Annotated in this window: 11 protein-coding genes; 7 read left to right on the forward strand and 4 right to left on the reverse strand. The window is 72.3% G+C overall.

Annotated features, from left to right (window positions below; translation table 11 throughout):
• Positions 1-21: 21 nt before the first annotated feature.
• The 4 genes from ABT061_RS15030 to ABT061_RS15045 all read left to right on the forward strand — a co-directional run bounded on the left by ABT061_RS15030 (position 22) and on the right by ABT061_RS15045 (position 16,607).
• Positions 22-12,465, forward strand: coding sequence for a non-ribosomal peptide synthetase (locus tag ABT061_RS15030; RefSeq protein WP_350916850.1), 12,444 nt, complete (start codon positions 22-24; stop codon positions 12,463-12,465).
• A 2-nt stretch (positions 12,466-12,467) separates the two neighbouring features.
• Positions 12,468-13,838 carry a serine hydrolase domain-containing protein gene (locus ABT061_RS15035; protein ID WP_350916853.1) on the forward strand — a complete coding sequence of 457 codons (1,371 nt, stop codon included), beginning with the start codon at positions 12,468-12,470 and terminating at the stop codon, positions 13,836-13,838.
• A 7-nt stretch (positions 13,839-13,845) separates the two neighbouring features.
• Positions 13,846-15,120: an MFS transporter gene (locus ABT061_RS15040; protein ID WP_350916856.1), complete on the forward strand. Its 1,275-nt coding sequence runs from the start codon at positions 13,846-13,848 to the stop codon at positions 15,118-15,120.
• 152 nt (positions 15,121-15,272) lie between these two features.
• Positions 15,273-16,607 (forward strand): glycoside hydrolase family 6 protein, encoded by a 1,335-nt coding sequence (locus tag ABT061_RS15045; RefSeq protein WP_350916858.1) that lies wholly within the window; start codon positions 15,273-15,275, stop codon positions 16,605-16,607.
• 133 nt (positions 16,608-16,740) lie between these two features.
• Here ABT061_RS15045 and ABT061_RS15050 read toward each other — a convergent pair whose 3' ends face one another.
• Positions 16,741-17,244, reverse strand: a complete 504-nt coding sequence (locus ABT061_RS15050; RefSeq protein WP_350916861.1) for a MarR family winged helix-turn-helix transcriptional regulator — start codon at positions 17,242-17,244, stop codon at positions 16,741-16,743.
• Between the two features lie 79 nt (positions 17,245-17,323).
• Between ABT061_RS15050 and ABT061_RS15055 the strand changes: the two genes are divergently transcribed.
• Together ABT061_RS15055 and ABT061_RS15060 are read left to right on the forward strand one after the other, a co-directional pair.
• Positions 17,324-17,746 carry a DoxX family protein gene (locus ABT061_RS15055; protein WP_350916864.1) on the forward strand — a complete coding sequence of 141 codons (423 nt, stop codon included), beginning with the start codon at positions 17,324-17,326 and terminating at the stop codon, positions 17,744-17,746.
• Between the two features lie 96 nt (positions 17,747-17,842).
• Entirely contained in the window at positions 17,843-18,658 is an 816-nt protein-coding gene (locus ABT061_RS15060; RefSeq protein WP_350916867.1) for a hypothetical protein, read from the forward strand.
• Here the strand turns inward: ABT061_RS15060 and ABT061_RS15065 are convergent.
• The 3 genes from ABT061_RS15065 to fxsA all read right to left on the reverse strand — a co-directional run bounded on the left by ABT061_RS15065 (position 18,594) and on the right by fxsA (position 21,709).
• A complete protein-coding gene (locus tag ABT061_RS15065; protein WP_350916870.1) occupies positions 18,594-20,579 on the reverse strand; it encodes a tetratricopeptide repeat protein in 1,986 nt (661 codons plus the stop codon). The genes ABT061_RS15060 and ABT061_RS15065 overlap by 65 nt on opposite strands.
• Positions 20,576-21,454 carry an SIR2 family NAD-dependent protein deacylase gene (locus tag ABT061_RS15070; protein WP_350916873.1) on the reverse strand — a complete coding sequence of 293 codons (879 nt, stop codon included), beginning with the start codon at positions 21,452-21,454 and terminating at the stop codon, positions 20,576-20,578. The genes ABT061_RS15065 and ABT061_RS15070 overlap by 4 nt, the downstream gene beginning before the upstream one ends.
• Before the next feature lie 78 nt (positions 21,455-21,532).
• Positions 21,533-21,709: an FxSxx-COOH cyclophane-containing RiPP peptide gene (gene fxsA, locus ABT061_RS15075; RefSeq protein ID WP_350916876.1), complete on the reverse strand. Its 177-nt coding sequence runs from the start codon at positions 21,707-21,709 to the stop codon at positions 21,533-21,535.
• A gap of 279 nt (positions 21,710-21,988) precedes the next feature.
• Here fxsA and fxsT point away from each other — a divergent pair, with 279 nt between their 5' ends.
• Complete coding sequence (gene fxsT / locus ABT061_RS15080) at positions 21,989-24,526, forward strand: FxSxx-COOH system tetratricopeptide repeat protein (RefSeq protein WP_350916879.1); 2,538 nt, start codon at positions 21,989-21,991, stop codon at positions 24,524-24,526.
• Positions 24,527-24,623 lie beyond the last annotated feature (97 nt).

The following is a 24,623-nucleotide window of genomic DNA, read 5'->3' on the forward strand; positions in this document are numbered from 1 at the left end:
GAACCCGGACGGGAGAACACATTGAACGCCCCCTCTTCGCGTGACGGCCGGGTGGCCGCACTGCCCGACCACCTGCGCGAGGCGATGCTCCGGCGGCTGGCCGGCGAGGCCCCCGCCTCCCCGGAGAGGGAGGGGATCCCGCGGACCCCCTCGCGGGAGGCGTCGCCGCAGTCACCGGCCCAGCAGCGGCTCTGGTTCAGGTACGAGCTGGACCCCCAAAGCGCCGAGTACATCGTCCCGCTGGTGCTCCGGCTGACCGGTGACCTGGACCTGGACGTGCTCAGGCTCGCCGTCAACGGCCTGGTGGAGCGGCACGAGTCGCTGCGCACCACCTTCGACTCGGTGAACGGCAGGGGCGTGCAGACCGTGCAGCCGGCCGCGGAGGTGCCGATCCAGGTCACGCGGGCGCGCGTGCCCGCGGACGGCGACCGTGAGGCGCCGGTGCGCGACTGGCTGCTACGGGAGGCGGAGCGCCCCTTCGACCTGCGCCGGGGCCCGGTGTTCCGGGCCGGACTGCTGAGGCTCGGGCCGGACGAGCACGTGCTGGCCCTCAGCACGCACCACATCGTCACCGACGGCTGGTCCATGGGCGTGTTCGCCGAGGAGCTGAACGCGCTGTACGCCGCGGGGATCGCGGGCGAGCCGTCTCCGCTTCCGCCGCTGCCCCTGCGTTACGCCGACTTCGCCTCCTGGCAGCAGGACCGGGTGTCCGGTACGGCACTGGACGGCATGCTCGCCCACTGGCGTGAGCGGCTCGACGGGCTCGCCCCGCTGGATCTGCCCACCGACCGGCTGCGGCCGCCGGTCAGGACCTCGGCGGGCGCGGCCCATGTCTTCGAGGTGCCCCCGGCCGTGCTGTCGCGGCTGAGGGAGACGAGCCGCGAGCACGGCGCCACCCTGTTCATGACCCTGGTCGCCGCCGTGCAGATCCTGCTCGCGCGCTACTCCGGGCAGCGGGACGTCGCGGTCGCCACCGCGACCAGCGGCCGTGGCCGGGTCGAGCTGGAGAGACTGATCGGCTTCTTCGTCAACACCCTGGTACTGCGCTGCCAGGTCGACGAGTCCCTGCCGTTCACCGCCTTCCTGGGCGAGGCGCGCTCCACGGTCCTGGACGCCTTCGACAACGACGAGGTGCCCTTCCAGCGGCTCGTGGAGGTCCTGCGGCCCGAGCGCGACCCCAGCCGGCTCCCGCTCGCCGAGGTCGCGGTCAACCTGCAGAACGCGCCGCGCGGGGCCGTCGAGCTGCCCGGCGTCCGGGTGGAGGAGATCCGTCCGCCGGTGCTGGTCGCGCCCATGGACGTCTCGTTCGACTTCTACGAGCGTGACGGCGCGCTCGTCACCCACCTCGGATACAGCACGGACCTGTTCGACCCGGCCACCGCCGGACGCATGGCCGGTCACCTGCTGACACTCCTGACCGCGATCGCGGACGACCCGGACCGGCCGATCGCCGACCTTCCCCTCCTGGACGCCGCGGAACACCGGCTGCTGACCGACACCTGGTGCGGCGAGGGCGGCGGCCCCGCGCCGCGCACGGTTCCCGAACTGTTCGCCGAGCAGGTCGCGGCCGACCCCTCGGCGGTCGCCGTCGTCCACGCCGGGCGGAGCCTCACCTACGGCGAGCTGGACGGGCGGGCGGACCGGCTGGCCCGGCTGCTGGCCGGGCGGGGCGCGGGTCCCGAACGGATCGTGGCCGTGGCCGTCCCCCGGTCGGCCGAGACCGTCGTCGCGATCCTCGCCGTCCTGAAGAGCGGCGCCGCGTACCTGCCGCTGGATCTCGACCACCCGGCCGAGCGCGTCCGGACGATGGTGGAGGACGCCGCTCCCATCCTCATCCTGACCACCACCGAGGTGGCGGAGCGGCTGCCGGGGGGCGTCCCCCTCGTCACGCTGGACGCGCCGGACACCGTGGCCCCTCTCGCCGAGCGACCCCGGACGCTCCGCTCCGACCCCGCGCATCCCGCCTACGTGATCTACACCTCCGGTTCCACCGGGCGCCCCAAGGCGGTCGTGGTGCCCCACACCGGCCTGTACGACATGGTGCTCACCCAGCGCGAGCGGCTGGGCGCGGGGCCGGGGACGCGGGTGCTGCAGTTCGCGTCCTTCAGCTTCGACGGGGCCTTCTGGGAGCTCATGCTCGCCCTGCTGTCCGGTGGCACGCTGGTGGTCGCCACCGCGGAGGAGCGGGCGCCGGGAGCTCCGCTGGCCGAGCTCATCGGCTCCGAGCGTCTCACCCACCTCACCCTGCCCCCGACCGCGCTGACCGTGCTGCCCGCCGACGCCGTCCCCGAGGGGACGACCCTGGTCGTCGCGGGCGAGGCGTGCCCCCCGGGCCTGGTGCGGGAGTGGTCGGCCGGACGGCGGATGTTCAACGGCTACGGGCCGACCGAGTCCACGATCGGCGCCACCATGACGCGGGCGCTGACTCCCGACGACGCCCGCACCGGGACGGTGCCCATCGGCCGCCCGTTCCGCAGCGTCCGCGCCTACGTGCTGGACGACCGGCTGCGTCCGGCGCCCGTCGGCGTCCCCGGTGAGATCTATCTCGCCGGGCCCCGCCTGGCCCGCGGCTACCTGCGCCGTCCCGGACTGACCGGCGAGCGGTTCGTCGCCGACCCGTACGGCCCGCCGGGCACCCGCATGTACCGCACCGGCGACCGCGCGCGCTGGCTGCCGGGGGGCGAGCTGGAGTACGCGGGCCGCGCCGACGACCAGGTCAAGATCAGAGGTTTCCGGGTCGAGCTCGGCGAGGTCGAGGCCGTCATGTCCGGGCACCCCGCGGTGGACACGGCGGCGGCGGCCGTCAGCGGCGGCACCCGGGGCGACCTGCGCCTCGTCGGCTATCTCGTCCCCACCGCCTCCGGCGGACCCGACCCGGCCCAGCTGCGCGCCTTCCTGCGGGCGAGACTGCCCGAGCACATGGTGCCCTCGGCGTTCGTCACGCTGGAACGCCTGCCGCTGACGGTCAACGGCAAGGTGGACCGGCGCGCGCTGCCCGAACCCACCGGCGACCGCGAGGCCGGGACACGCTACGTCGAGCCCCGCACACCCGCGGAGAGAATCATCGCCGAGGTCTGGTCGGAACTGCTCGGCGTGGACCGGGTGGGCGTGGACGACAACTTCTTCGACCTCGGGGGCGACTCCATCCTGGGCCTGCGGGTCGTGGCCCGCGCCCGCGAGGCCGGGTTGCGCGTGACGGCCAGACAGACCTTCCTACGCCAGACCGTCGCCGAACTGGCCGCGGAGGCGGTCGCCGAGGAACAGCCACGCGCCGAGCAGCGGGCGGTGTCGGGAGAGGTCCCGCTCACGCCCGTGCAGCACTGGTTCTTCGAGAACCTCGCCGACAGCGTCGACCGGTTCAACCAGGCGATGTTCGTCGAACTCGACGAGGAGCCCGACGAGGAGGCGTTGCGCGCCGCCCTGACCGCGCTGCCCGCCCACCACGACGCCCTGCGCCTGCGCGCCGAGCACGACGGCGGGCGGTGGCGGCAGCACAACGCCGCCGCCGAGGACGGCGAGCCGCTGCGGCGGATCGACCTGTCCAGGATCGGTGCCGCCGACCGGGAGACGCGGATGCGCGAGGAGATCCTGGCCGCGCAGCAGGGGTTCCGGCTGGACACCGGCCCGCTTTTCCGGGCACTGCTCTTCGTGCTCGGCGACGCGCACCGCCCCCGGCTGTTCCTGACCGCCCACCACCTCGTGGTCGACGCCGTCTCCTGGCAGATCCTGCTGCCGGACCTGGAGACCGCCTACCGGCAGGCCGAGGCGGGCCAGGACATCCGGCTCCCCGCCAAGACGACCTCCTTCCTGGAGTGGGCCCACCGTCTCGCGGACCACGTGGCGGCGGGCGGCCTCGACCACGAGCTGGACCGCTGGACCCGCCTGGACGAGGTCGCGGCCGGGGCCGCCGCGCTGCCGGTGGACATCGCCGGAGAGCACGGGACCGGCGGGACCGGCGGGCACGGCGGGCACGGCGGGCACATCGAGAACACTGTCGCGTCCACGCGTACCGTGACCGCGCGGCTGAGCGCGGAGAGCACCCGGGCGCTGCTGCGCGACGTGCCCGAGGTCTACCGGACCCAGATCAACGACGTGCTGCTCGCCGCGCTGGGCAGGGTGCTGTGCGAGTGGACCGGCGGCGACACCGCCCTCGTCGAGATGGAGGGCCACGGCCGCGCCGATCTGTTCCCCGGCGTCGACCTGTCGCGGACCGTCGGCTGGTTCACCACGGTCTTCCCCGTCGCGCTGCGCCTCCCGGCCGCGCCCGGCTGGGGGGAGACGCTCAAGTCGGTCAAGGAGCAGCTTCGCGCGGTGCCGGGCCAGGGGCTGGGATACGGCGCGCTGCGCCATCTCGGCGCGCCCGGCGGCCGGCCGCCGGGCCGCGTTCCCCAGGTGGGGTTCAACTACCTCGGGCGCGTCGAGGCCGGATCCGGCGGCCGAGGCGGGCTGCTGCGCGGGCGGCTGCCCCACCCCGGCGCCGAGCGGAGCCCGGGGCAGGTCAGGCGGCACCTGCTTGAGATCACCGGGCTCGTCGACGGCGACGAGCTGGAGTTCCGCTGGACGTACTCGGCGGCCGTGCACCGCGGGGAGAGTGTCGAGGCGCTGGCGGAGCGGGTGATGTCGGCGCTGGCGGAGATCGTCGAGCACTGCGCGGAGCCGGGCGCGGGCGGCTGCACCCCCTCGGACTTCCCGCTCGCCGGGCTGGACCAGGCCACGGTGGACCGGCTGGCCGGCGACGGCAGGGGAATCGAGGACGTCTACCCGCTGACGCCCATGCAGCACGGCATGCTCTTCCACTCGCTGGCCGAGCCCGAGTCGGACATCTACGCCGGTCACTACTCGATGGTCCTGGAGGGGGTCACCGATCCGGTGGCGCTGGCCGAGGCATGGCAGCGGGTCGTCGACCGCACGCCCGCCCTGCGTACGGCGGTGATCTGGGAGGGCGTCCCCGAGCCCGTGCAGGTGGTCCACCGCGGGGTGCGGCTCCCCGTCACCCACCACGACCTCCGGGACCTGCCGGAGGCCGAGCGGCGGCAGGCGGTGCGGCGGCTGTGGGAACGCCGGGCCGAGCGGCGGCTGGACCTGGCCGTCGCGCCGCTGGCCAGGCTGGACCTCGTGCGGCTGTCCGAGACCGAGGTGCGACTGCTGTGGGCGGCCCACCACATGACGCTGGACGGCTGGAGCTCCTCGCACGTGCTGTCGGAGGTGTTCGAACAGTACGCCGCCCTCACCACGGGGCGGACCGGCACGGTGACGCACCGCCCGCCCTACCGGGAGTACGTCGGGTGGCTGGCACGCCAGGACCAGGCCGAGGCGGAGCGGCACTGGCGGGGGGTGCTCGCGGGCATGACCGCGCCGACCCGGCTGCCGTTCGACAGGCCGGTGGCGCGGGCCCACGGGGCGCGTTCCTCCAGGGAGGTGCGGCTACGGCTGCCAAAGGAGCTGTCCGGGGCGCTGTACGAGTGCGCCAGGGACGCCCGGCTGACCGTCAACACCCTGTTGCAGGGCGCGTGGGCGCTGCTGCTCTCCCGCTACGCGGGGGAGCGGGACGTCTGCTTCGGCGCGACGGTCTCCGGCCGGCCGGCCGGGCTCGCCGGTTCGGAGTCGATCATCGGGCTCTTCGTCGACGTGGTGCCGGTCAGGACGGAGGTGGCCGGCACCGAGCGGGTGATGTCCTGGCTGCGGCGCCTGCAGGACGCGCAGGCCGCGTCCCGCGAGTACGAGTACCTGTCGATGGCGCGGATCCACGCGTGCGCCGAGGTGCCCAGGGGCACCAACCTGTTCGACAGCGTCGTGGTGTTCGAGAACTACCCGTACGATCCCGACGCGGCGGCCAGGCACGGGCTGCGCGTGCGCGACCACCGGGGCGAGGAGCAGACCAACTACCCGCTCACGCTCACCGCCCACGCGGCACAGGAGCTGACCCTGGCGCTGGGGTACGACCCCGCCTCGTTCGACGAGCCGACGGTGGAACGCATGGCGGGGCACCTGGAGACGGTCCTCGCCGCGATCGTGTCCGCCCCGGAGAGCCCGGTGGCGGACCTGCCGGTGCTCACCGCGCCCGAGCGGGAGCGGTTCCTGGGGGAGTGGAACGGCCCCGCCGTGGAGTTCACGCCCGCCAGGTGCGTCCACGAGATCTTCACAGAGCAGGCCGGGCGCACCCCGGACGCCGTCGCGGTCAGTGACGGTGACGGCGAGCTCACCTTCGCCGGGCTGGAGGAGCGGGCCAACCGGCTGGCCCACCGCCTGGTGGAGCTGGGGGCGGCCCCCGGCGTACCGGTGGGGGTGTGCGTCGAGCGCGGCGTGGACGCCGTGGTCGCGCTGCTGGGGGTACTGAAGGCGGGAGGCGCCTTCGTGCCGCTCGATCCCGGCTACCCGCCCCGGATGCTGGCGACCATGCTGGAGGACGCGTCGGCCCCGGTCGTGGTGACCCAGCGGCGGCTGCTGGACCGGGTGGCCGGGTCCCCGGCGTCCTTCGTCTGCCTGGACCGGGACCGGGCCGTCCTCGACGGCCTGCCCGCGTCGCCGCCGGACGTCGCCGTGACCCCGGCGGACCTGGCCTACATCGTCTACACCTCGGGATCCACCGGCCGCCCGAAGGGGGTGATGGTCGAGCACCGCAACGTCCACCACATGGTGCGCGCCTGGGACGCCCGCTACGGACTGTCCGGGACGCGGCCTCGCTCCCTGTCGGTGTCGAGCCTCTCGGTGGACCTGTTCTTCGGCGACTTCCTGCTGTCGGCCCTGTTCGGCGGGACGATGGCGGTGTGCCCGGCCGAGGCGGTGGCGGACCCGGCCGCCCTGCTGGAGACGCTGGCCCGCACCCGGGCGGAGATCCTGGTGACGGTCCCGTCACTGGCCAGGGCCCTGGTCCAGGAGGCCGGGCGACGCGGCGTGCGGCTGGATTCGCTGCGCGTCCTGATGGTCGGCTCGGAGGGCTGGCCGGCCGGCGACTCCGAGGAGGTGCTGCGCGGGGTGGGACCGGACACCGTGGTCGTCAACGCCTACGGCGCGACCGAGACGACCGTGGACTCCACGGTCTTCCAGCTGGGCGGCGATCCGGTGGGCGAGGCGGCGTTCGTCCCGATCGGACGGCCGCTGGTCAACACCCGCGTCTACGTGCTGGACGGGGAGATGCGCCCGGTGCCGCTCGGTGTCGCCGGAGAGCTCTACATCGGCGGCGACGGGGTGGCGCGGGGCTACTGGAACCGTGCCGAGCTGTCCGCGGAGCGGTTCCTGACCGACCCGTTCGCGCCCGGCGCCGAGGGCCGGATGTACCGGACGGGAGACCTGGTGCGCCGCCGCGCCGACGGGAACCTGGAGTTCATGGGACGGGTGGACGACCAGGTCAAGATCAGGGGCTTCCGGGTGGAGCTGGGCGAGATCGAGTCGGCGCTGGCCCGCCACCCCCGCGTCGCCGCCGCCGCGGTCGCCGCCTGGGAGGACGCCCCCGGCCGCGTCCGGCTGACGGGCTACGTGGTGCCCGCGGGCGAGCCGGCGGACGCCCGGGAGCTGAAGGAGTTCCTCAGCGGGGTCCTGCCGGGACACGCCGTACCGTCGGGGTTCGTGACCCTGGAGGCGCTGCCGCTGAGCCCGAGCGGCACACTGAACCGCCGCGCGCTGCCCGACCCCGGCAGGGGCGCCGACACCGGCACGGCGTACGTCGCCCCCCGCGACGCGACCGAACGCCTGCTGGCCGCGATCTGGGCCGAGGTGCTCGGAGTGGACACCGCCCGGGTCGGGGTGCACGACAACTTCTTCGACCTCGGCGGCGACTCGATCCTCAGCATCCAGATCATTTCGCGGGTCCGGGCCGCGCTCGGCTCGGCGCCGCCGCCCAGGCAGCTCTTCGACACGCCGACCATCGCGACGCTCGCCCCCCTGCTCGGCGGCGCCGACCCGGGCGGCGGCCGGCGCGAGATCGAGGTGGTGGACCGCGACGACGACCTGCCGCTCTCCTTCGCCCAGCAGCGGCTGTGGTTCCTCGACGCGTTCGAACCCGGCGGCACCGGATACAACACGGCCCTCGCCCTGCGACTCCGCGGCGAGCTGGACGCCGGTGCGGCGCGGATCGCCCTGCGGCGGCTGGTAGGGCGGCACGAGTCGCTGCGCACCACGTTCGGCGACGTCGGGGGACGGGGCACGCAGACGATCCATCCCCCCTCCGAGGCGGCCTTCGAGGCGGCCTTCGAGACGGTGGACCTGGAGGGGACACCCGCGGGCGAGCGCGAGGCCGCGATGTGGCGGCGGCTCGAACAGGAGGCGTCGCACCCCTTCGACCTGCGGCGTGGCCCGCTGTTCCGGGCCGTGCTGATCCGCCTGGACGCCGCCGACCACGTGCTGGCGCTGCTCATGCACCACATCGTGACCGACGGGTGGTCGATGGGGGTGCTCACCGAGGACTTCGCCGCGTTCTACTCCGCCGAGACGCGCGGCGAGCGGCGCGAACCCGCGCCGCTCCCCATCCGGTACGCAGACCACGCCGCCTGGCAGCGGGAGCACCTGGAGGGGCCGGCGCTCGACGGGCACATCGGCTACTGGAAGCGGCGGCTCGACGGGATCGCCCCGCTGGCACTGCCCGTGGACCGGCCGAGACCCGCCGTGCGCGCCTCCGCCGGCGCGACGCACACGGTGGAGATGCCGCCCGAGGTGGTGGACCGGCTGCGGACCGTGGCACGCGGGCACGACGCCACCCTGTTCATGGTGCTGGCCGCCGCCACGCAGCTGCTGCTCGCGCGCTACTGCGGCCAGCAGGACGTCGCGGTGGGCACGGCGACCTCGGGCCGCAACCGGGCCGAACTGGAGGGGTTGGTCGGTTTCTTCGTCAACACCGTGGTGCTGCGCTCCCTGGTGGACGAGTCCTCGTCCTTTGGGAAGCTGCTCTCCCAGGTCCGTGCGACGGTGCTTGACGCGTTCACCCACGACGACGTGCCGTTCGAGCGGCTGGTGGAGATCATGCGGCCCGAGCGGGACCCCAGCCGCACCCCTCTGGTCGAGGTCATGGTGGTGCTGGAGAACACCCCGGCGCGGGAGGAGGACCTGCCGGGGCTGCGCGCCGAGACGCTGCCCGTCACGAGCGGCGAGGTCAGCCACGACCTGATCGTGAACTTCTACGAGCACCGGGGCGCGCTGACCGTGGCCGTCGCCTACAGCACCGGCCTGTTCGACGAGACCACGATCGAGCGTATGACCAGGCACCTGGTGATGCTGCTCGACGCCGTGGCGCAGGATCCGGAGCGCCGGTTGTCGGAGGTTCGCCTGCTGACCAGTGCCGAGCGCGAGCGGTCGCTGGTGAAGTGGAACGACACCGGCAGGGAGATCCCGCGGGCCGACCTCTCCAGGCTCTTCGAGGACCAGGTCGCCGCCACCCCGGACGCGACCGCGCTGGTCCGCGGGAACCTCACGCTCACGTACGCGGAGCTGAACGCGCGCGCCAACCGGCTCGCCCACCACCTGGGATCGCGGGGTGTCGGCCCGGAGACGCTGGTGGGGCTGGCCTTCCCCCGGACGGCGGATCTGGTGGTGGCGGCGCTCGCGGTGCTCAAGACGGGCGCCGCCTACCTGCCGCTGGACCTCGAACACCCGCCGGAGCGCGTCGCGCTCCTCCTCCGGGACGCCGGCCCCGCGCTGGTGCTGACCGCCGGAGCCGAGGCCGAGATCCTGGCCGGCGCCTTCGAGGAGGTGCCCCGGATCCTTCTCGACGACCCCGAGGTGCTCGCCGCGCTGGACGGCTGCCCCGTCACCGACCCCGTCACCGGCGGATTCCATCCGGACGGCGCGGCCTACACCATCTACACCTCGGGCTCCACCGGCAGGCCCAAGGGGGTGGTGGTCTCCCGGGGCAACCTGCGCAACTTCCTGGTGGACATGCGGGACCGGTTCGGCCTCGGCCCGCGCGACCGCCTGCTGGCGATGACGACGGTCGGGTTCGACATCGCGGGCCTGGAGCTGTTCATGCCGCTGATCAGCGGTGCGGCGGTGGTGCTGGCCGGCCGCGAGTTGGTCCACGACCCCTGGCGGCTGCGACAGGTCATCGCCGAGGAATCCGTGACGGTGATACAGGCGACGCCCAGCCTCTGGCGGGCGGTGGCCGAGGAGACCGGTCAGGTCCTCGCCGGCGTGCGGGTCCTCGTCGGCGGCGAGGCGCTGCCGGCGGACCTGGCCGGGACGCTGGCGGCCTCGGCGCGGTCGGTGACCAACCTGTACGGGCCGACGGAGACCACGATCTGGTCCACCACGGCGGCGGTCGAGGCGGGGAACACGGTGGCGCCCCCCATCGGAGCGCCGATCGCCAACACCCGGGTGTACGTGCTGGACCGGCTCTGCCAGCCGGTGCCCCCGGGCGTGCCGGGGGAGCTGTACATCGCCGGGGACGGCGTGGCCCGCGGCTACCTGGGTCGGCCCGCGCTGACCGCCGAACGGTTCGTCGCCGATCCGTTCGGTCCCGCCGGGGCGCGGATGTACCGTACCGGGGACATGGTCCGGTGGCGGGCCGACGGCGTGCTGACCTTCCTGGGCAGGGTCGACGACCAGGTGAAGATCCGGGGGTTCCGGATCGAGCCCGGTGAGATCGAGAGCGTCCTGCTCGGCCACCCGGGCGTCGCGTCCGCGGCGGTGGTGGTCAGGGAGGACCGGCCGGGCGACCGGCGGCTGGCCGCGTACCTGGTGCCCGCGGGGGACACGCCGCCGTCGGTCGCGGAGCTGCGCGACCACGCCAGGCGTTCCCTGCCCGGTTACCTGGTCCCCGCCTTCTTCGTCCTGCTGGAGGAGCTTCCGCTGACGTCGAGCGGGAAGGCCGACCGGCGCGCGCTGCCCGCTCCCGAGGGCGATGCGGGGGCCGGGCGCGTCGCCCCGCGCGACGCGGCCGAGCGGCTGCTCGCCGGGATCTGGGCCGAGGTCCTCGGCATCGAGGCGGCCAGGATCGGCGTGCAGGACAACTTCTTCGACCTCGGCGGCGACTCGCTGCTGACCATGCAGGTCATCCACCGGGCCAGGCACGCGGGGCTGCGCCTCTCGCCCAAGGATCTCTTCCTGCACCAGACCGTGGCACGGCTCGCGACGGCGGCCGGGCCGGGAGAGGCGCCCGGCCCGCGGGTGGACGGCCCGGCACCCCTGACACCCGGCCAGCGCGAGTTCGTCGAGACCAGGGGGGCGTCCCCGCACCTCCTCGCCAGGCCGGTCCTCGTCGAGCTGGCCGAGGGGACCGCCGAGAAGGGACTGCGCGCGGCCCTGGCCGCGCTGGTGGCCCGGCACGACGCGCTGCGCTCGCGCTTCGAGCACGCGGACGGCTCCTGGTGGCAGCGGGCCGCGCCGTCGGCCGCCGCCGGTGACCCGCTACGCCGGTTCGACCTCCGGGCCGCGGCCGGATCCGGCGCGGGAGAGGCCACGGAGTCCGGCCCGCCGGAGATCGCGGCCGTGCGGGAGGTGGTGGACAGGTTCGCGGCAGACGAGGCGGCCTGCGGCCTCGATCCGGCCGGGGAGCCGTTCCGGGCCTCGCTGCTGGACTTCGGGCCGGGCCGGCGGCCCTGGCTCTGCCTCACCGTGCACCCGCTGGCGGCCGACACCCGGTCCTGGCGGATCCTGCTCGACGACCTGGAGCGGGCCTACCGGCAGTCGACGGCGGGAACGCCGGTGGACCTGGGACCGGAGCCCTCCTCCTTCCAGCGCTGGGCGGGGATGCTGGCCGGGCACGCCGCGGAGGGCGGGTTCGACGAGGAACTGGCCTACTGGACCGCGCTGCCCGAGACCGCGCCGCCGCCCGAGGGGCCGGGTGAGGCGCCGCCGGTCGCGGGTGAGGTGTCCGTCTTTCTCGGGGAGCGCGAGAGCGGCGCGCTGCTGTGCGCGGCACCCGCGGCGTTCCGCGCTGGGACCGGGGACGTACTGCTCGGCGCGCTGGGGCGGGTGCTGTGCCGCTGGACGGGCGCTGACCGCGTGCTGGTCGAGCTGGAGGGGCACGGCAGGGAGGAGATCTTCGACGGGGTCGACCTCTCCCGCACCGTCGGCCGGTTCGCCGGCACGTTCCCCGTCGTGCTCGGGGACACGCCCGGCGGGGCCCCGCCCGACTGGCCCGCGATCGTCAGGGCCGTACGCGGGCGGCTGCGCGCCGTTCCGAGCGCCGGCCTGGGCTACGGGGCGCTGCGCCACCTCGCCCCGCGACCGCCGGGAGGGGACCGGCCACGGGTGGCCTTCGCCTTCCACGAGCCGGTCGACCCGGGCGAGAGCGTTCTCTACCGCTCGTTCCACTCCCCGCCGCCTGCCCGCCGGGCGGAGCCGGTCGCGCCGGGCATCCGGCCCCTGGAGATCACCGCTTACCCGGCGGACGGCAGGCTGCGTTTCGACTGGCGCCACGTGGTCGGCGTGCACGACCGGGCCACGGTCGAGCGCCTGGCGGAGGACCTCCTGGAGGCGCTGCGCGCCGTCGCCGCACACATCGATCCGGCCGCCGGCCGGGCGGAGAGGGAGTGAGCGTGGACGTCGACCTTCCCGCCCGGCTGGCCCGGCTGGCCCGCGAGCACCGCGTGCCGGGGGCGCAGCTGGCCGTGCACCACGCGGGTGAGACCGTCACCGCCGAGACCGGCGAGGAGACGTACGGGGCCGGCGAGCCGGTGACCCGACGGTCCGCCTTTCCGCTCGGCTCGCTCACCAAACCCTTCACCGCGACGCTGGTGATGACGTTGGCGGCCTGCGGCGACATCGATCTCGACGCCCCGCTGGCCGAGTACGTGCCCGAGGTGGGGGCCGGACGCGGCGGGCCGGGCCCGAGGATGACGGCGCGGCGGCTGCTCAGCCACACCAGCGGGCTGGCCTCGAACATCGACGAGGGCGGCGACCACTCCGGGGCCCGGCGGCGGTGGGTGGCGCGCCACTGCCGCGAGTCCGGCACCGCGCACCCGCCGGGGACCGTCTTCTCCTACTCCAACATCGGCTACATCCTGGCGGGCCACCTCGTCGAGGTGATCACCGGGATGAGCTGGTGGGAGGCGATGGAGGCGGTCCTGCTGAAGCCGCTGGACATCGCGCCGGCGTTCGTCGTCGGGCCGCCGTCGGGGTTCCGGCCGGTGGTGGACGGTCACACGGTGCGGCAGCCGCGGGACCGGATGCTGCCGGTCACCTGGCAGACCCTGCCGAAGGTGGCGGCGCCGAGCGCCGGGCTCGCCCTCGGGGCCGCCGATCTGGTCACGTTCGCGCTGATGCACCTGGCCCACCCGGCGCTCCAGTCGGTGCTCGACCGCGACTCCGCCCGCGAGATGCGCCGCGACCAGCTCGCGGGGGTGGCGGCCGGACCGTTCGGCATGGCCGACTCCTGGGGGCTCGGCTGGGCGATGTACCACGATGCCGGGCCCGACTGGTTCGGGCACGACGGCACCGGTGAGGGAACCTCCTGCCACCTGCGGTTCGAACCGGCGGGCGGGACCGTCGTCGCGCTGACCGCGAACGCCGCCACCGGACCGGCGCTCTGGGAGGACCTGCTGGCGGAACTCCGCCCGGCGGGACTGGCCGTGGGAGGCCGCGGCCTGTCGGCGCCGCCCGACCCGGCCCTGCGGACGTCGGGACCACCGGAATGCGCCGGCCGGTACGTCAACGGGGAGATGGAGCTCACGGTCGTCGCGGACGGTGCGGGCGGGCTCCGCCTGACGACGGGCGAGGCTGAGCGGTTCGAGCTGACCTGCTTCGAGGGCCTGCGCTTCACGATGCGGGAAACGGCCGGTGGCCGTACCACCTACACCGGCCGTTTCCTGCGTGATCCGGAGACGGGCGGGATCGATCTCATCCAGGTCACCGGACGGCTGGCCCGGCGGGCGCGCGACGAGAACGACGCCCCCGGCGGGGAAGGCTGACGCCGCGATGAGCACCACGCAGGCAGGTGCCGGTGACATGGCCGGTGACGTGGCCGGCGGGCCGATCCGCCTGTCCCGCAACCGCGACTACAACATCCTGTGGACCAGCCAGCTCTTCTCCGAGCTGGGCAGTGAGATCACCTTCGTCTCCTTCCCGCTGCTGATCCTGGCCATGTCGGGCTCGCCGCTGGAGATGGGCCTCGCGTCGTCGGTGCTCGCGGTGGCGCACATGGTGGCGAACGTGCCCGCCGGGGTGGTCGCCGACCGGTGGGACCGCAAGAAGGTCATGCTGCTGTGCCACGGTGCCCGTGCCCTGGCGATGGGCAGCGTGGTCGTGGCGCTGCTCCTGGGTACCTACGCCTTCCCGCACATCCTGCTGGCCGCCGCGGTCGAGGGCTTCTTCAGCTCGGTCTTCCAGCCGGCCGAGCACGCCGCGCTTCCCCAGGTGGTGCCCGAGTCGCAGCTGTCGCAGGCGGTCGCCCGCAATACCGCGCGCCCCTTCATCGCCACCCTGCTCGGTCCCGCGTTGGCGGGTTTCCTGTTCACCCTGCACCACACGGCACCCTTCGGCGCCGACGCGATCATGCTCGGCCTCTCCTTCGTCACGCTGCTCTTCCTGCGCCTGCCGCGGCGGGTGGCCCCCGCCGTGCTCCCGAGGGGAGGTTCGGCCGTGGGCGGCGTCGCGGAGGGGATCCGCTGGGTGGCGGGACACCGGGTCATCAGGACGACGCTGGTGTGGATGGTCTCCTCCAACCTCGTCTTCAGCGCGCTCGTCATGATCGTCCTGGCGATGTCGGGGGAGGGGGTGAGCGCCGGCGAGGTGGGCCTGACGATGGCGTGCATCGGTGCGGGGGGCCTGCTGGGCGCACTGGCCGCGGCCCGCCTGCACGCCGCCCTCCCGCCGGCCCTGACCATTGTCGGCTTTCCGCTCGTCGCCGCGGTGATGACCGCGGCGATGGCGCTCGTCCCGAGCGGCATCCTCCTCGGGGTGCTTCTCGGCGGTGCCGCGTTCCTCGCGCCGGTCGCGAACACCACGGTCCTGACCTACCAGCTCACGGTCACCCCCGACCACCTGCGCGGCCGCCTGTCCGGCATCGCGGGGCTCTTCTCCGGCGGGGCCGCCGCCCTGGGGCCGATGGCCGGCGGCTTCCTCATGACGGCCGGTGACGGCCCGGCCGCCGTGCTGGTCTGCGCGGCCGGCCTGGCCCTTGTCGCGCTGGGTACGCTGCTCAGCCCGACACTGCGCCGGTTCCCCGTGCTGTCACCCCCCGATCGGGGGTGAGCCGTGACATTGAAACTTTCATCCACTGTGACGGGCGTTCGCACAGGTCAGCGCGCCCTGGTGTGAGGGGGCAGGGGCGCCTGCTGTATCCGGGGGTGGTCGGCCGCCTATGGTGGGAGCGCTCCCATGCATCCCCCAGAAGGAGTCGATCCATGCCAAGAAGGTCAGTTCTGGCCACGCTCTGCGCGGCTCTGGTGATCGGGTCAGGTGCCGCGGTCACCGTCGCCTCCGGCGCGTCCGCGGCCGACTCCCCGTTCTACGTCGATCCGGAGACCGGCGCCGCCAAATGGGTCGCGGCCAACGCCGGAGACTACCGGGCGCCGGTCATCCGCGACCGGATCGCCGCCGTGCCACAGGCCCGCTGGTACACCACCACCAACACCTCCACCATCCGCGGCCAGGTGTCGTCGTTCGTCGGGGCGGCGGCCGGCGCGGGCAAGATCCCGATCCTCGTCGTCTACAACATCCCCAACCGCGACTGCAGCGGCGCCAGCACCGGCGGGGCGCCCAACCACACCGCCTACCGGCAGTGGATCGACGAGCTGGCGGCCGGCCTTCAGGGACGCCCGGCGTCGATCATCCTGGAGCCCGACGTGCTCCCGATCATGACCAACTGCATGAGCTCCTCCCAGCAGCAGGAGACCAACGCCTCCATGGCGTACGCCGGCAAGAAGCTGAAGGCCGCCTCCTCCTCGGCCAAGGTCTACTACGACATCGGGCACTCGGGATGGCTGTCGGCCTCCGACGCCGCGGCCCGGCTGAACGCCGCGGACGTCGGAGGCAGCGCGGACGGCATCTCCGTCAACGTCTCCAACTACCGGTGGAGCTCCACCGAGGTCGCCTATGCCAAGAACGTCATCTCCGCCACCGGCGTCTCCCGGCTCCGCGCGGTGATCGACACCAGCCGCAACGGCAACGGCCCGCAGGGCAGCGAGTGGTGCGACCCGGGTGGCCGGGCGATCGGTACGCCGAGTACCAACGCCACCGGCGACTCGGCGATCGACGCGTTCCTCTGGATCAAGCTGCCGGGCGAGGCGGACGGCTGCATCGCCGGGGCCGGGCAGTTCGTGCCGCAGCGGGCCTACGACCTGGCCATGGCGGCTCCGCAGCCCACCGCGACCCCCACCCCGACCGTCACTCCCACTCCCACCCCGACTCCGACCGTCACGCCGACCGGCGGCAAGGCCTGCACGGCCTCCTACAAGCTGGTCAGCTCCTGGCAGGGCGGTTTCCAGGCCGAGGTGACCGTGAAGAGCAGCGGAGCCCAGGCGATCACGGGCTGGACGGCGAGCTGGTCGTTCCCCGGTAACCAGAGCATCACCCAGCTCTGGAACGGACAGCACACCCAGAGCGGCGCCGGTGTCTCGGTGCGGAACGTGTCCCACAACGGCAATCTCTCCTCGGGCGCCTCGACGTCCTTCGGGTTCACCGGCAGCTGGTCCGGGACCAACGGCGCGCCCTCCTCGGTCAGCTGCACCGCCGCCTGACCCGGTGGTGCGGCCCTGAATCCGGTACGGCTCGCACGGTATGCCCCCCGTGCGAGCCGTACCGGATTCTCGCGTCTTCCCCGCGGTTCCGTGGCCGAAAGCGAGAACCGGGGTCCCGGGCCCGGCCCGCGCGCTAACCTGGGCTTTTGCCCGGCGGAGGGTTGCGGAGCGGACCGGCCGGCGCCGCCTCCATGGCCACGGCGGCCTTCGTCATGATCCGCCTCATGGTCTCGATCTCCTCGGGGCTGAGCCGGTCGATCAAAAAGGCGCGCACCACGGCCACATGCCCGGGGGCGGTCCGCTCCAGGCAGCGCCTGCCCTCCTCGGTGAGCACCGCGAGCACGCCCCGCTCATCGGAGGGGCAGGTCGCCCGCGTGACGAGTCCTCGTCTCTCCAGCTGCCCGATCTGGTAGGTGAGACCACTTTTGGAAGTGATCAGCCGGCGGGCGAGCTCGGTCATCCGCATCTGCTCGTCGGGGCGTTCGGAGAGTGTCACCAGGATCTCGTACTGGGTGTGGGTCAGACCCGAGTCGGCTTTCAGCTGATCCTCGACGCGACGCTCCAGCAGATGCGTCGCGGACAGGTAGGCCACCCACATGGCCATCTCGCTCTCGCTGAGCCATCTCGTCTCGCTCACCAGAACATTCTACGGCTTGTTCAAATTTGAACTAACCACTATGGTTTGGTTCAAATTCGAATGACAAAGAGGAGTCATCATGCTTGACCAAGTGCGCCCCTACGCCCTGCTGCTGGCGCGGATCGGCATCGGCGCGGTCTTCCTGGTCCACGGGCTGCAGAAGTTCATGACGATGGGGCTGGCCCAGACCACGGCCTTCTTCGACTCGCTGGGCATCCCGCTGGCGAGCGTCGCGGCTCCGGCGGTCGCCGTCCTCGAAGTCGTCGGCGGCATCGCGCTCATCCTGGGCGCGGCCCTGCCGGTCTTCGGCACTCTCCTCGTGCTCAACATGCTCGGCGCGATCGTCTTCGCCCACGCCCCGGCCGGCTTCTCGGTGAGCGAGGGGGGCTACGAGTTCGTCCTCACCCTTGCCGCCGGCACCCTGGCCATCGCCTTCAGCGGTGGCGGTGCCCTCGCCGTCGACGGTCTCCGTCAGGGGCGCCGCCGGCCGGTCACGGTCTAGGCCCCGGCCGCCGGGCGGAACATCGCGCGCCATGAGGTCCGGACCGCCGACAATGGGCATAGCTGTTTCGACGGTGCCGAATGGCTGGGGGTCGATGTGCGGTGGCTGCGAAGAATCGGCAGTGATTTCAAGGCTCGGCAGCACATCGACGCGTACGCTCTCACGATCGTCGTCTTCGGTTTCGCGTTCCTGTCAATCGTCAGCGACGCGCTGGACGACGACCTCAGATGGGCGGTCCTGCTCTCGGGAGTGGGATTGCTGATCTACCGGATCACCCTTCCCGCGGAACCCGCCGAATCTCCCGACGGGCTGTTGAACGACCGGTCGGTGTACGACAGCGCGCCGCTGTCGTCGCTGCTCGCCCACGCGCGTGACGTCCGGGTGTTCGCCCCCTCCGCGGTCAACCTGCTCTCCGCGCAGACCTGCGAGATCATGCGCAACACGGTGCTCGCGCGGGAGAGGGGACGCGTCAGGATCGTCATTCTCGATCCCCTGGAGAAGGGGGCGGTCCAGCAGACCGCGAAGCAACTGGACGACTCGATCGAGTTTCCCGTCCAGCGGCTTCCCGCCGCGCTGGAGAGCACCATGGAGCGCCTCCGCCTGATGAGCGGCTGGAAGACCGTGGGCGAGTTCGAGTACCGCCTCCTTTCCTACAGTCCGGGATTCAGCCTGGTGCTTCTCGACCCGGAGACCCCGCGGGGCCGGGTCATCGTGGAGATTCACGGCTTTCACAATCCCTCGACCTCGTCGCGCATGCATCTGGAGCTGACCCGCGGCCGCGACGAGCGCTGGTACACCTACTGGGTGGAGCAGTTCAACCACATATGGGAGGCGGCGAGAACCGATGTCACGCCGTTTTCCGGAGGAAATCCTCAGCCTGCTTCCGAAGATGCGGTGGAAGCCCGGGAGTGACCGCGCCGAGCGCCCGCGAGGCGAAATCCTCGGCGGTCGCGTGCTGCCCCAGCAGGGCATGGACGCGTGCGGCCCGCAGCAGGACCGGCCCGCTGTCCGACCCGTCGGCGGTCGCGTCGAGGATCTCCTGCCCGGCGGCGTCGAACCGTCCGGCCAGGGCGAGGGCCAGCGCCCTGGCGGCGATCGTGGTGGGCCGCTGGTGCCGTCTCACGCGATCCAGGTCGCGCAGGGCCTCGCCGGGCCTTCCAAGATCGGCGAGGATCTCTCCACGCAGCGCCAGCGTCTCGACGGGGGGTTCGCTGGCGAGCGCCACGGCGCCGTTGAGCAGGGCGAGCGCGGCACGCGGCTGTCCCAGGTGCCACAGGGCCTCCCCGAGCGCCAGCTGTGCGGGCAGGTCGTTGGGAACCCAGGAGAGCGCGGCGCGCAACTGCTCCACCGCCCTGGCGTACTCGCCCTGGGCCAGCCAGAGCCGTCCCTCCGCGGTCAGCGCCGAGGCCACCCCGTTGAACCGCTGGAGCGTCGCGAACACGTCGGCCGCCTCCTCGAACCGGCGGCGCGCCCCCTGCACCTCGCCTCCCGCCGCCGCGACCTCCCCCAGCACGACCAGGGCCTCGGCCCGCACCCAGGTCTCACCGGGCCCCGAGGCGCGGACCGCCTCCTCCGCGAGGTCGCGGGCCGTCTCCCAGTTCCGCCTGGCCAGTGCCGCCCGCGCGTCACCGAGGTAGGTCGCCGGGTGCTGCGACTGGCGCACCGAGCCGATCAGGCGGTCGTGCTGTAGCTCGTACCAGCGGATCCCCAGCCGGTGCTCGCCCCGCAGCAGGTGACGGTCCTCCAGCGCCTCGGCGATGGCGTTCGGCATGCCCGCCGTCTCACGGAGGCCCTCGTAGACGGTGTTGCGCGTCCCGTGCTCGGTGACGAAGGTCCTGCGCAGCCAGGAACGGATCTCGCTCGAGGTGACCCCCGACTCGGCCGCGACCTGCGCCAGCATCCGCTCGCAGAAACCGGTCAGGAAGTGGTCGACGTTCACATGCAGGTTCACGTGCTCGGCGGTGATCTCGTGCAGGCCCGGCGGCAGCGAGTCCCACAGCGCGGAGCAGACGACCTGCAACTGGACGGGCTCGACGGTGCTGAGCGTCACCGTGGTCGTCTGCCCCTCGTCGTTGAGGAAGGGGACGGTGCGCAGGTCGTCGACGAGTCGTTCGGCGGCGCCCGGGGCGAAGGACCGGCCGGTGTGCTCGAGGGGTCTCGTCGTGGCGTCGAGCGCCGCCGCGCGCGAGAGCGGCAGCAACTGGAACCGCGCCCGCGAGCCCCGGCCCAGCGGGCGCTCGTACGGCAGTACGGAGGCCAGATACTCCTCGCGCAGTGAGAGCAGCAGGTGGAGCCCGTCGTGCTCCTCGACAGCCCGCGCGAGCTGGCGCAGCAGCGCGTGGCGCTCCTCCTCCCGGTCGGGCGGACCGCCGAACAGTTCCTCCGCCTGGTCGACGGCGACCAGGGTGGGCACCGGGTCACCGTACCGGTCGACGCGTTCCGGGCGTCTGGCCAGGAAGTCCGAGACCGTCAGCCCGGCCAGCACGGACAGCGGCTCCTCCGGCGCCCAGGCCGACAGCAGCGCCAGTACGTACGGGTTGCCGGTGACCCTCGGGCGCAGCGAGGTGATCCCGCGGGGCGACACGCGGGCCACGGGCAGGACGTCGGCGCGTTCGGGCTCGATGCGCGGCAGGACACCCGCGTGCAGCAGGGACGTCTTGCCGACCCCCGAGGCGCCGAACAGCACGGTGAGACCGGTGGCCTGCCAGATGGTGGAGATGTCGCGGCCCTCGCGCTCCCGTCCGAAGAACAGCGCGTGCTCGTCGCGGTCATAGGGGCGTAGCCCCACGTACGGGTGGATGGTCCCGTCGTTCCGGTGAGTCGCGTCTGTCATGGTGTCCGTCCCATTCTCCGCAGGAGCTCCGCGCAGAACTCCGAGGCGGTCCCCAGGAAGATCGAGATGTTCCAGCCGTCGAGATAGTGGGCGATGTAGCGCCTGGCCTTGCTCTCCGCGTCGCTCGCCGATCCGTTGATCTCGGGCATCAGCTGCACGCTCACGTGCCGCCGCTTGTTGCTGCGCGGCGTACCGCGCATCAGGCCGTGGAACAGCACCCGAAACGTCCAGTCCTGCAGGCTGTAGCCGATGAAGAGCAGTGGCCGGGCGGTCATCGCCCGCAGGATCGGGGTCGGCAGCGGGTGCCTCCCGCCGGTCGCGACGACGTCCACCATGTTGACGAGGTAGGTCAGGTAGTCGGCCTCGGTCAGTACCAGTGACGCCGGTTCGGACCAGCTTCCGTGCAGATGGTAGACGAGGGGACAGTCCACCGTCGGCTCCGGCAGGACGGGCGCGGCGGCGGGATCGGCCTCCCACCAGGGGGAGACGGCGACGTGGGGCTCCTTGCCCTCGGCCCGCAGCGCCTCGGCCAGGAAGTCGTCGTAGTTCGTGGTGAGGAACGTCGTCACGGGGAAGCCGGCCAGCAGCCGGTGCGGCTCTTCCGGATCGCCGGGAGCGGGCCCGCCGTGGGAGCGGAGAAGCCTGCAGACCCCCTCCTTGAGATCCACCGGATCCCGCACCACCGCCGCGCCGTACTGCATCACGCGGGCGAGATTGCCCGGGTCGGAGAACGGGTAGCCGTAGTGGAGGGCGTACCGGTTACTCAGGGCGGCACCGGTGGGGAGCGTCCCGGCGCAGGCACCCGCTCCGAGGAAAGGGGTGCAGTCACCCCTGTGGAGCTGGTCGATCAACCGTTGCCAGTCGACATCGTCCACGGTCCCACCATTGTTGTCGACAGAAAGTGCCAGTCTCGCACTCCAATGTCGCACATTGGTGGGTTATCACCAAGGTTTCTATATGGAGGAGTCGAATCCGGCCACCGGCCCCGCGTCCCCGTCGGCGGCTATTCGCCGGCGGACCAGGTCCAGGATGGAATCGCCGATTTTGTCCAGATCGGCCAAGTTCAGACCTGTCAGGTCGATCAGACCTCTGCCGGAATCGATGTTAGCGGTGGCGGCTTCCTCGCTCATGCGGACTCCCTTGCGCCCACGGCGAGACGCCCGCGTCCCCGGATCTCCGAGCGTCCTCGCCTACGCCTTGATGATTACATCCTTTCGGTGTTCAGGCGAGTACTCGGGAAGATAATTTGGCGGGCGGGACTATATAGTTGACCGGAAAATAGGCATTTTAGGGTGTGACAGAGATCCGCTGTTGAGGTGCGGCAATGAGACTCTGACCCCTTCGCTTATGCGCTCGCGGAGGCCCGGAGCCATAAGCTGATTCCCAATCGGGCGAGTGGAGGCCGTCGCGTGCCCATTTCACAGTCTTCGGGGACTTCCCGCCTGCCGGGACGCCAGCCCCAGATCTGGGGCAGGGTCCCCCAGCAGAACAAGAACTTCACAGGTCGTGAAGGCCTCCTCGACAAGCTGCACACCGGCGTCACGTCCGAGGTCACCGCCGTGGTGCCGCACGCCCTTCACGGGTTCGGCGGTGTCGGCAAGACCCACGTCGCGATCGAGTACGCCTACCGCTTCCGGCACGAGTACGACCTGGTCTGGTGGATACCCGCGGACCAGCCGATGCTGGTGCGCTCCTCGCTCGCTGCGCTCGCCCCGCACCTGGGCGTGCCCTCCTCCGCCGCGATGGGGGTGGAGGACGCGTCCGCCGCCGTGCTGGACGCCCTGCGCCGCGGTGACCCGTACTCCCGGTGGCTGCTCATCTTCGACAACGCCGAGCAGCCGGAGGACATCAACGACATCATCCCGCGGGGCCCGGGGCACGTCCTGATCACCTCACGCAACTACGCCTGGCAGAGCGTGGTCGACACCGTGCCCGTCGACGTCTTCAGCCGGGCGGAGAGCATCGAGTTCCTCACCAGGCGGGTCCCCGGCTCGACCAGCCACGAGGACATGGACCGGCTGGCCGAGCAACTCGGCGACCTCCCGCTCGCGCTGGAGCAGGCCGGAGCCCTGCAGACGGAGACCGGGATGTCCGTCGAGCAGTATCTCCGGCTGCTGGACGAGCAGACGGCCCAGCTGCTCGACGCCAACAAGGCGTCGGACTATCCGCTGTCCATGACGGCGGCGTGGTCGCTGTCGGTGTCACAGCTCAAGGCGAAGCTGCCCGAGGCCGTGGAACTCCTGCGCTGCTGCGCCTTCTTCGGGCCCGATCCCATCCCCCGTGACGTGTTCGGGGCACTTCCCGACGACCTCGCGGCCGGGTCGCGTCTTGGCCCGCTTCTCGACAATCCGATCCTGCTGAGCCGGGCCATCAGGGAGCTGGGCCGGTACGCCCTGGCGCGGATCGACTCGGAGAACCGGACCATCCAGGTCCACCGGCTGGTTCAGGCACTGCTCCGTGCCGAGCTGGGCTGGGAGGAGCACGTGTCCTTCCGCCACGAGGTGCACCTCATGCTCGCCGCGGCGGCGCCGGGCCTTCCGGACGACACCGTCCTGTGGCCGCGCTACGCCGAGCTGCTCAGCCACATGACACCCGCGATGGTGGAGGCCGGTGAGGATCCCCGCATCCGTCGCTTCGCCCTCGACGTCGTGCGCTACCTCTACTCGTCCGGGGGCTACCAGTCAGCCAGCGACCTGGTCAAGGGCTTCATCGCCAGATGGCGGGCCGACAGCGGGGACGAGGACCAGCACGTGCTCTCCGCGCAGCGGCATCTCGGCATCGTCCTTCGCGAGCTCGGCGACTACCGGGCCTCCTTCGAACTCAACCGCGAGACCCTGACGCGGATGAGGAGGGTTCTGGGACCCGACCACGTGGAGACCCTCCTGCTCACCAACAGTCATGGTGGAGACCTGCGGATGCGAGGTGACTTCACGGCGGCCCTGGCGCACGACAGGGAGTCGCTGGGGCGGCACCAGAGCGTGTTCGGCCCCCAGCATCACCGGACGCTGCGCGCCATGAACAACCTCGCCATCGACTATCTGCTGCTCGGCGACTACGAGAAGGCCTTCGAGCTGCAGGAGACCACCTACAGGCTGCACCGCCGTCCCGACTCGGGATCCAGCAAACAGAACATCCTCACCTCGGGCAACGGTCTCTCACGTATCGTGCGGCTCAGAGGTGACTATGCCGAAGCCTGCGACCTCGGCGAGGACGCGTACGAGTTCGGGGTGCAGGAACTCGGCCCGGACCATCCCTGGACCCTGCGCACGGCGAAGGATCTGTCCATCGCCAAACGGCGGGTGGGGCAGATCGACGAGGCGTTCGACCTCGCGCAGGCGACGTACGAGCGGGAGGAGCGCATCTTCGGGCGCGACCACCACGACACGCTCGCGGCGGCACTGTGCCTGGCCAACGCGCAACGCACCAGAGGTGAGATCACCGAGGCGCTGGAGCTGCTGCGGGATGTGACGGCTCGCTATCCCCGCATGTACGGCGACGAGCACCCCTTCACCTTCGGCTGTGACATGAACCTGGCGCTGCTGCTGCGGGTCAACGGGCAGATCGAGGAGGCGAGCCGGCTCGATCTGAGCTCCCTGGAGGGTTTCGACCGCACGCTCGGCCGTGAGCACCACTACTCCCTCACCTGTGCGATCAACCTCGCCAGCGACTTCGCGGCACAGGGGGATGCCCCCAGCGCCAGGCGGCTGGGGCAGGAGACGCTGGCCCAGCTGCGCGAGCTGCTGGGGGTGGACCACCCGCTCACTCTCGCCTGCGCGAACAACCTCGTCATCGACCTGCGGGCGGAGGGTGCCTTCGAGGAGGCCCAGGCGCTGGAGGCCGACACCTTCGAGCGCTACCAGCGGGTGCTGGGCAACGACCATCCGGACACCAGGGTCGCCATGCGCGGTGAACGGCTCGACTTCGACTTCGACCCGCCCGCCCTCTAGGTCCTGTCCTGCGGATCTTGCCGTGGCGAGGATCGGTCAGGTGGTGTCTCGCAAGGCGGAGGAGGGAGCCGCAGCGTGCTGCGGTGACCGGCGACAA

This window comes from Streptosporangium sp. NPDC002544, assembly GCF_040295965.1.
Taxonomy (GTDB): Bacteria; Actinomycetota; Actinomycetes; order Streptosporangiales; family Streptosporangiaceae; genus Streptosporangium.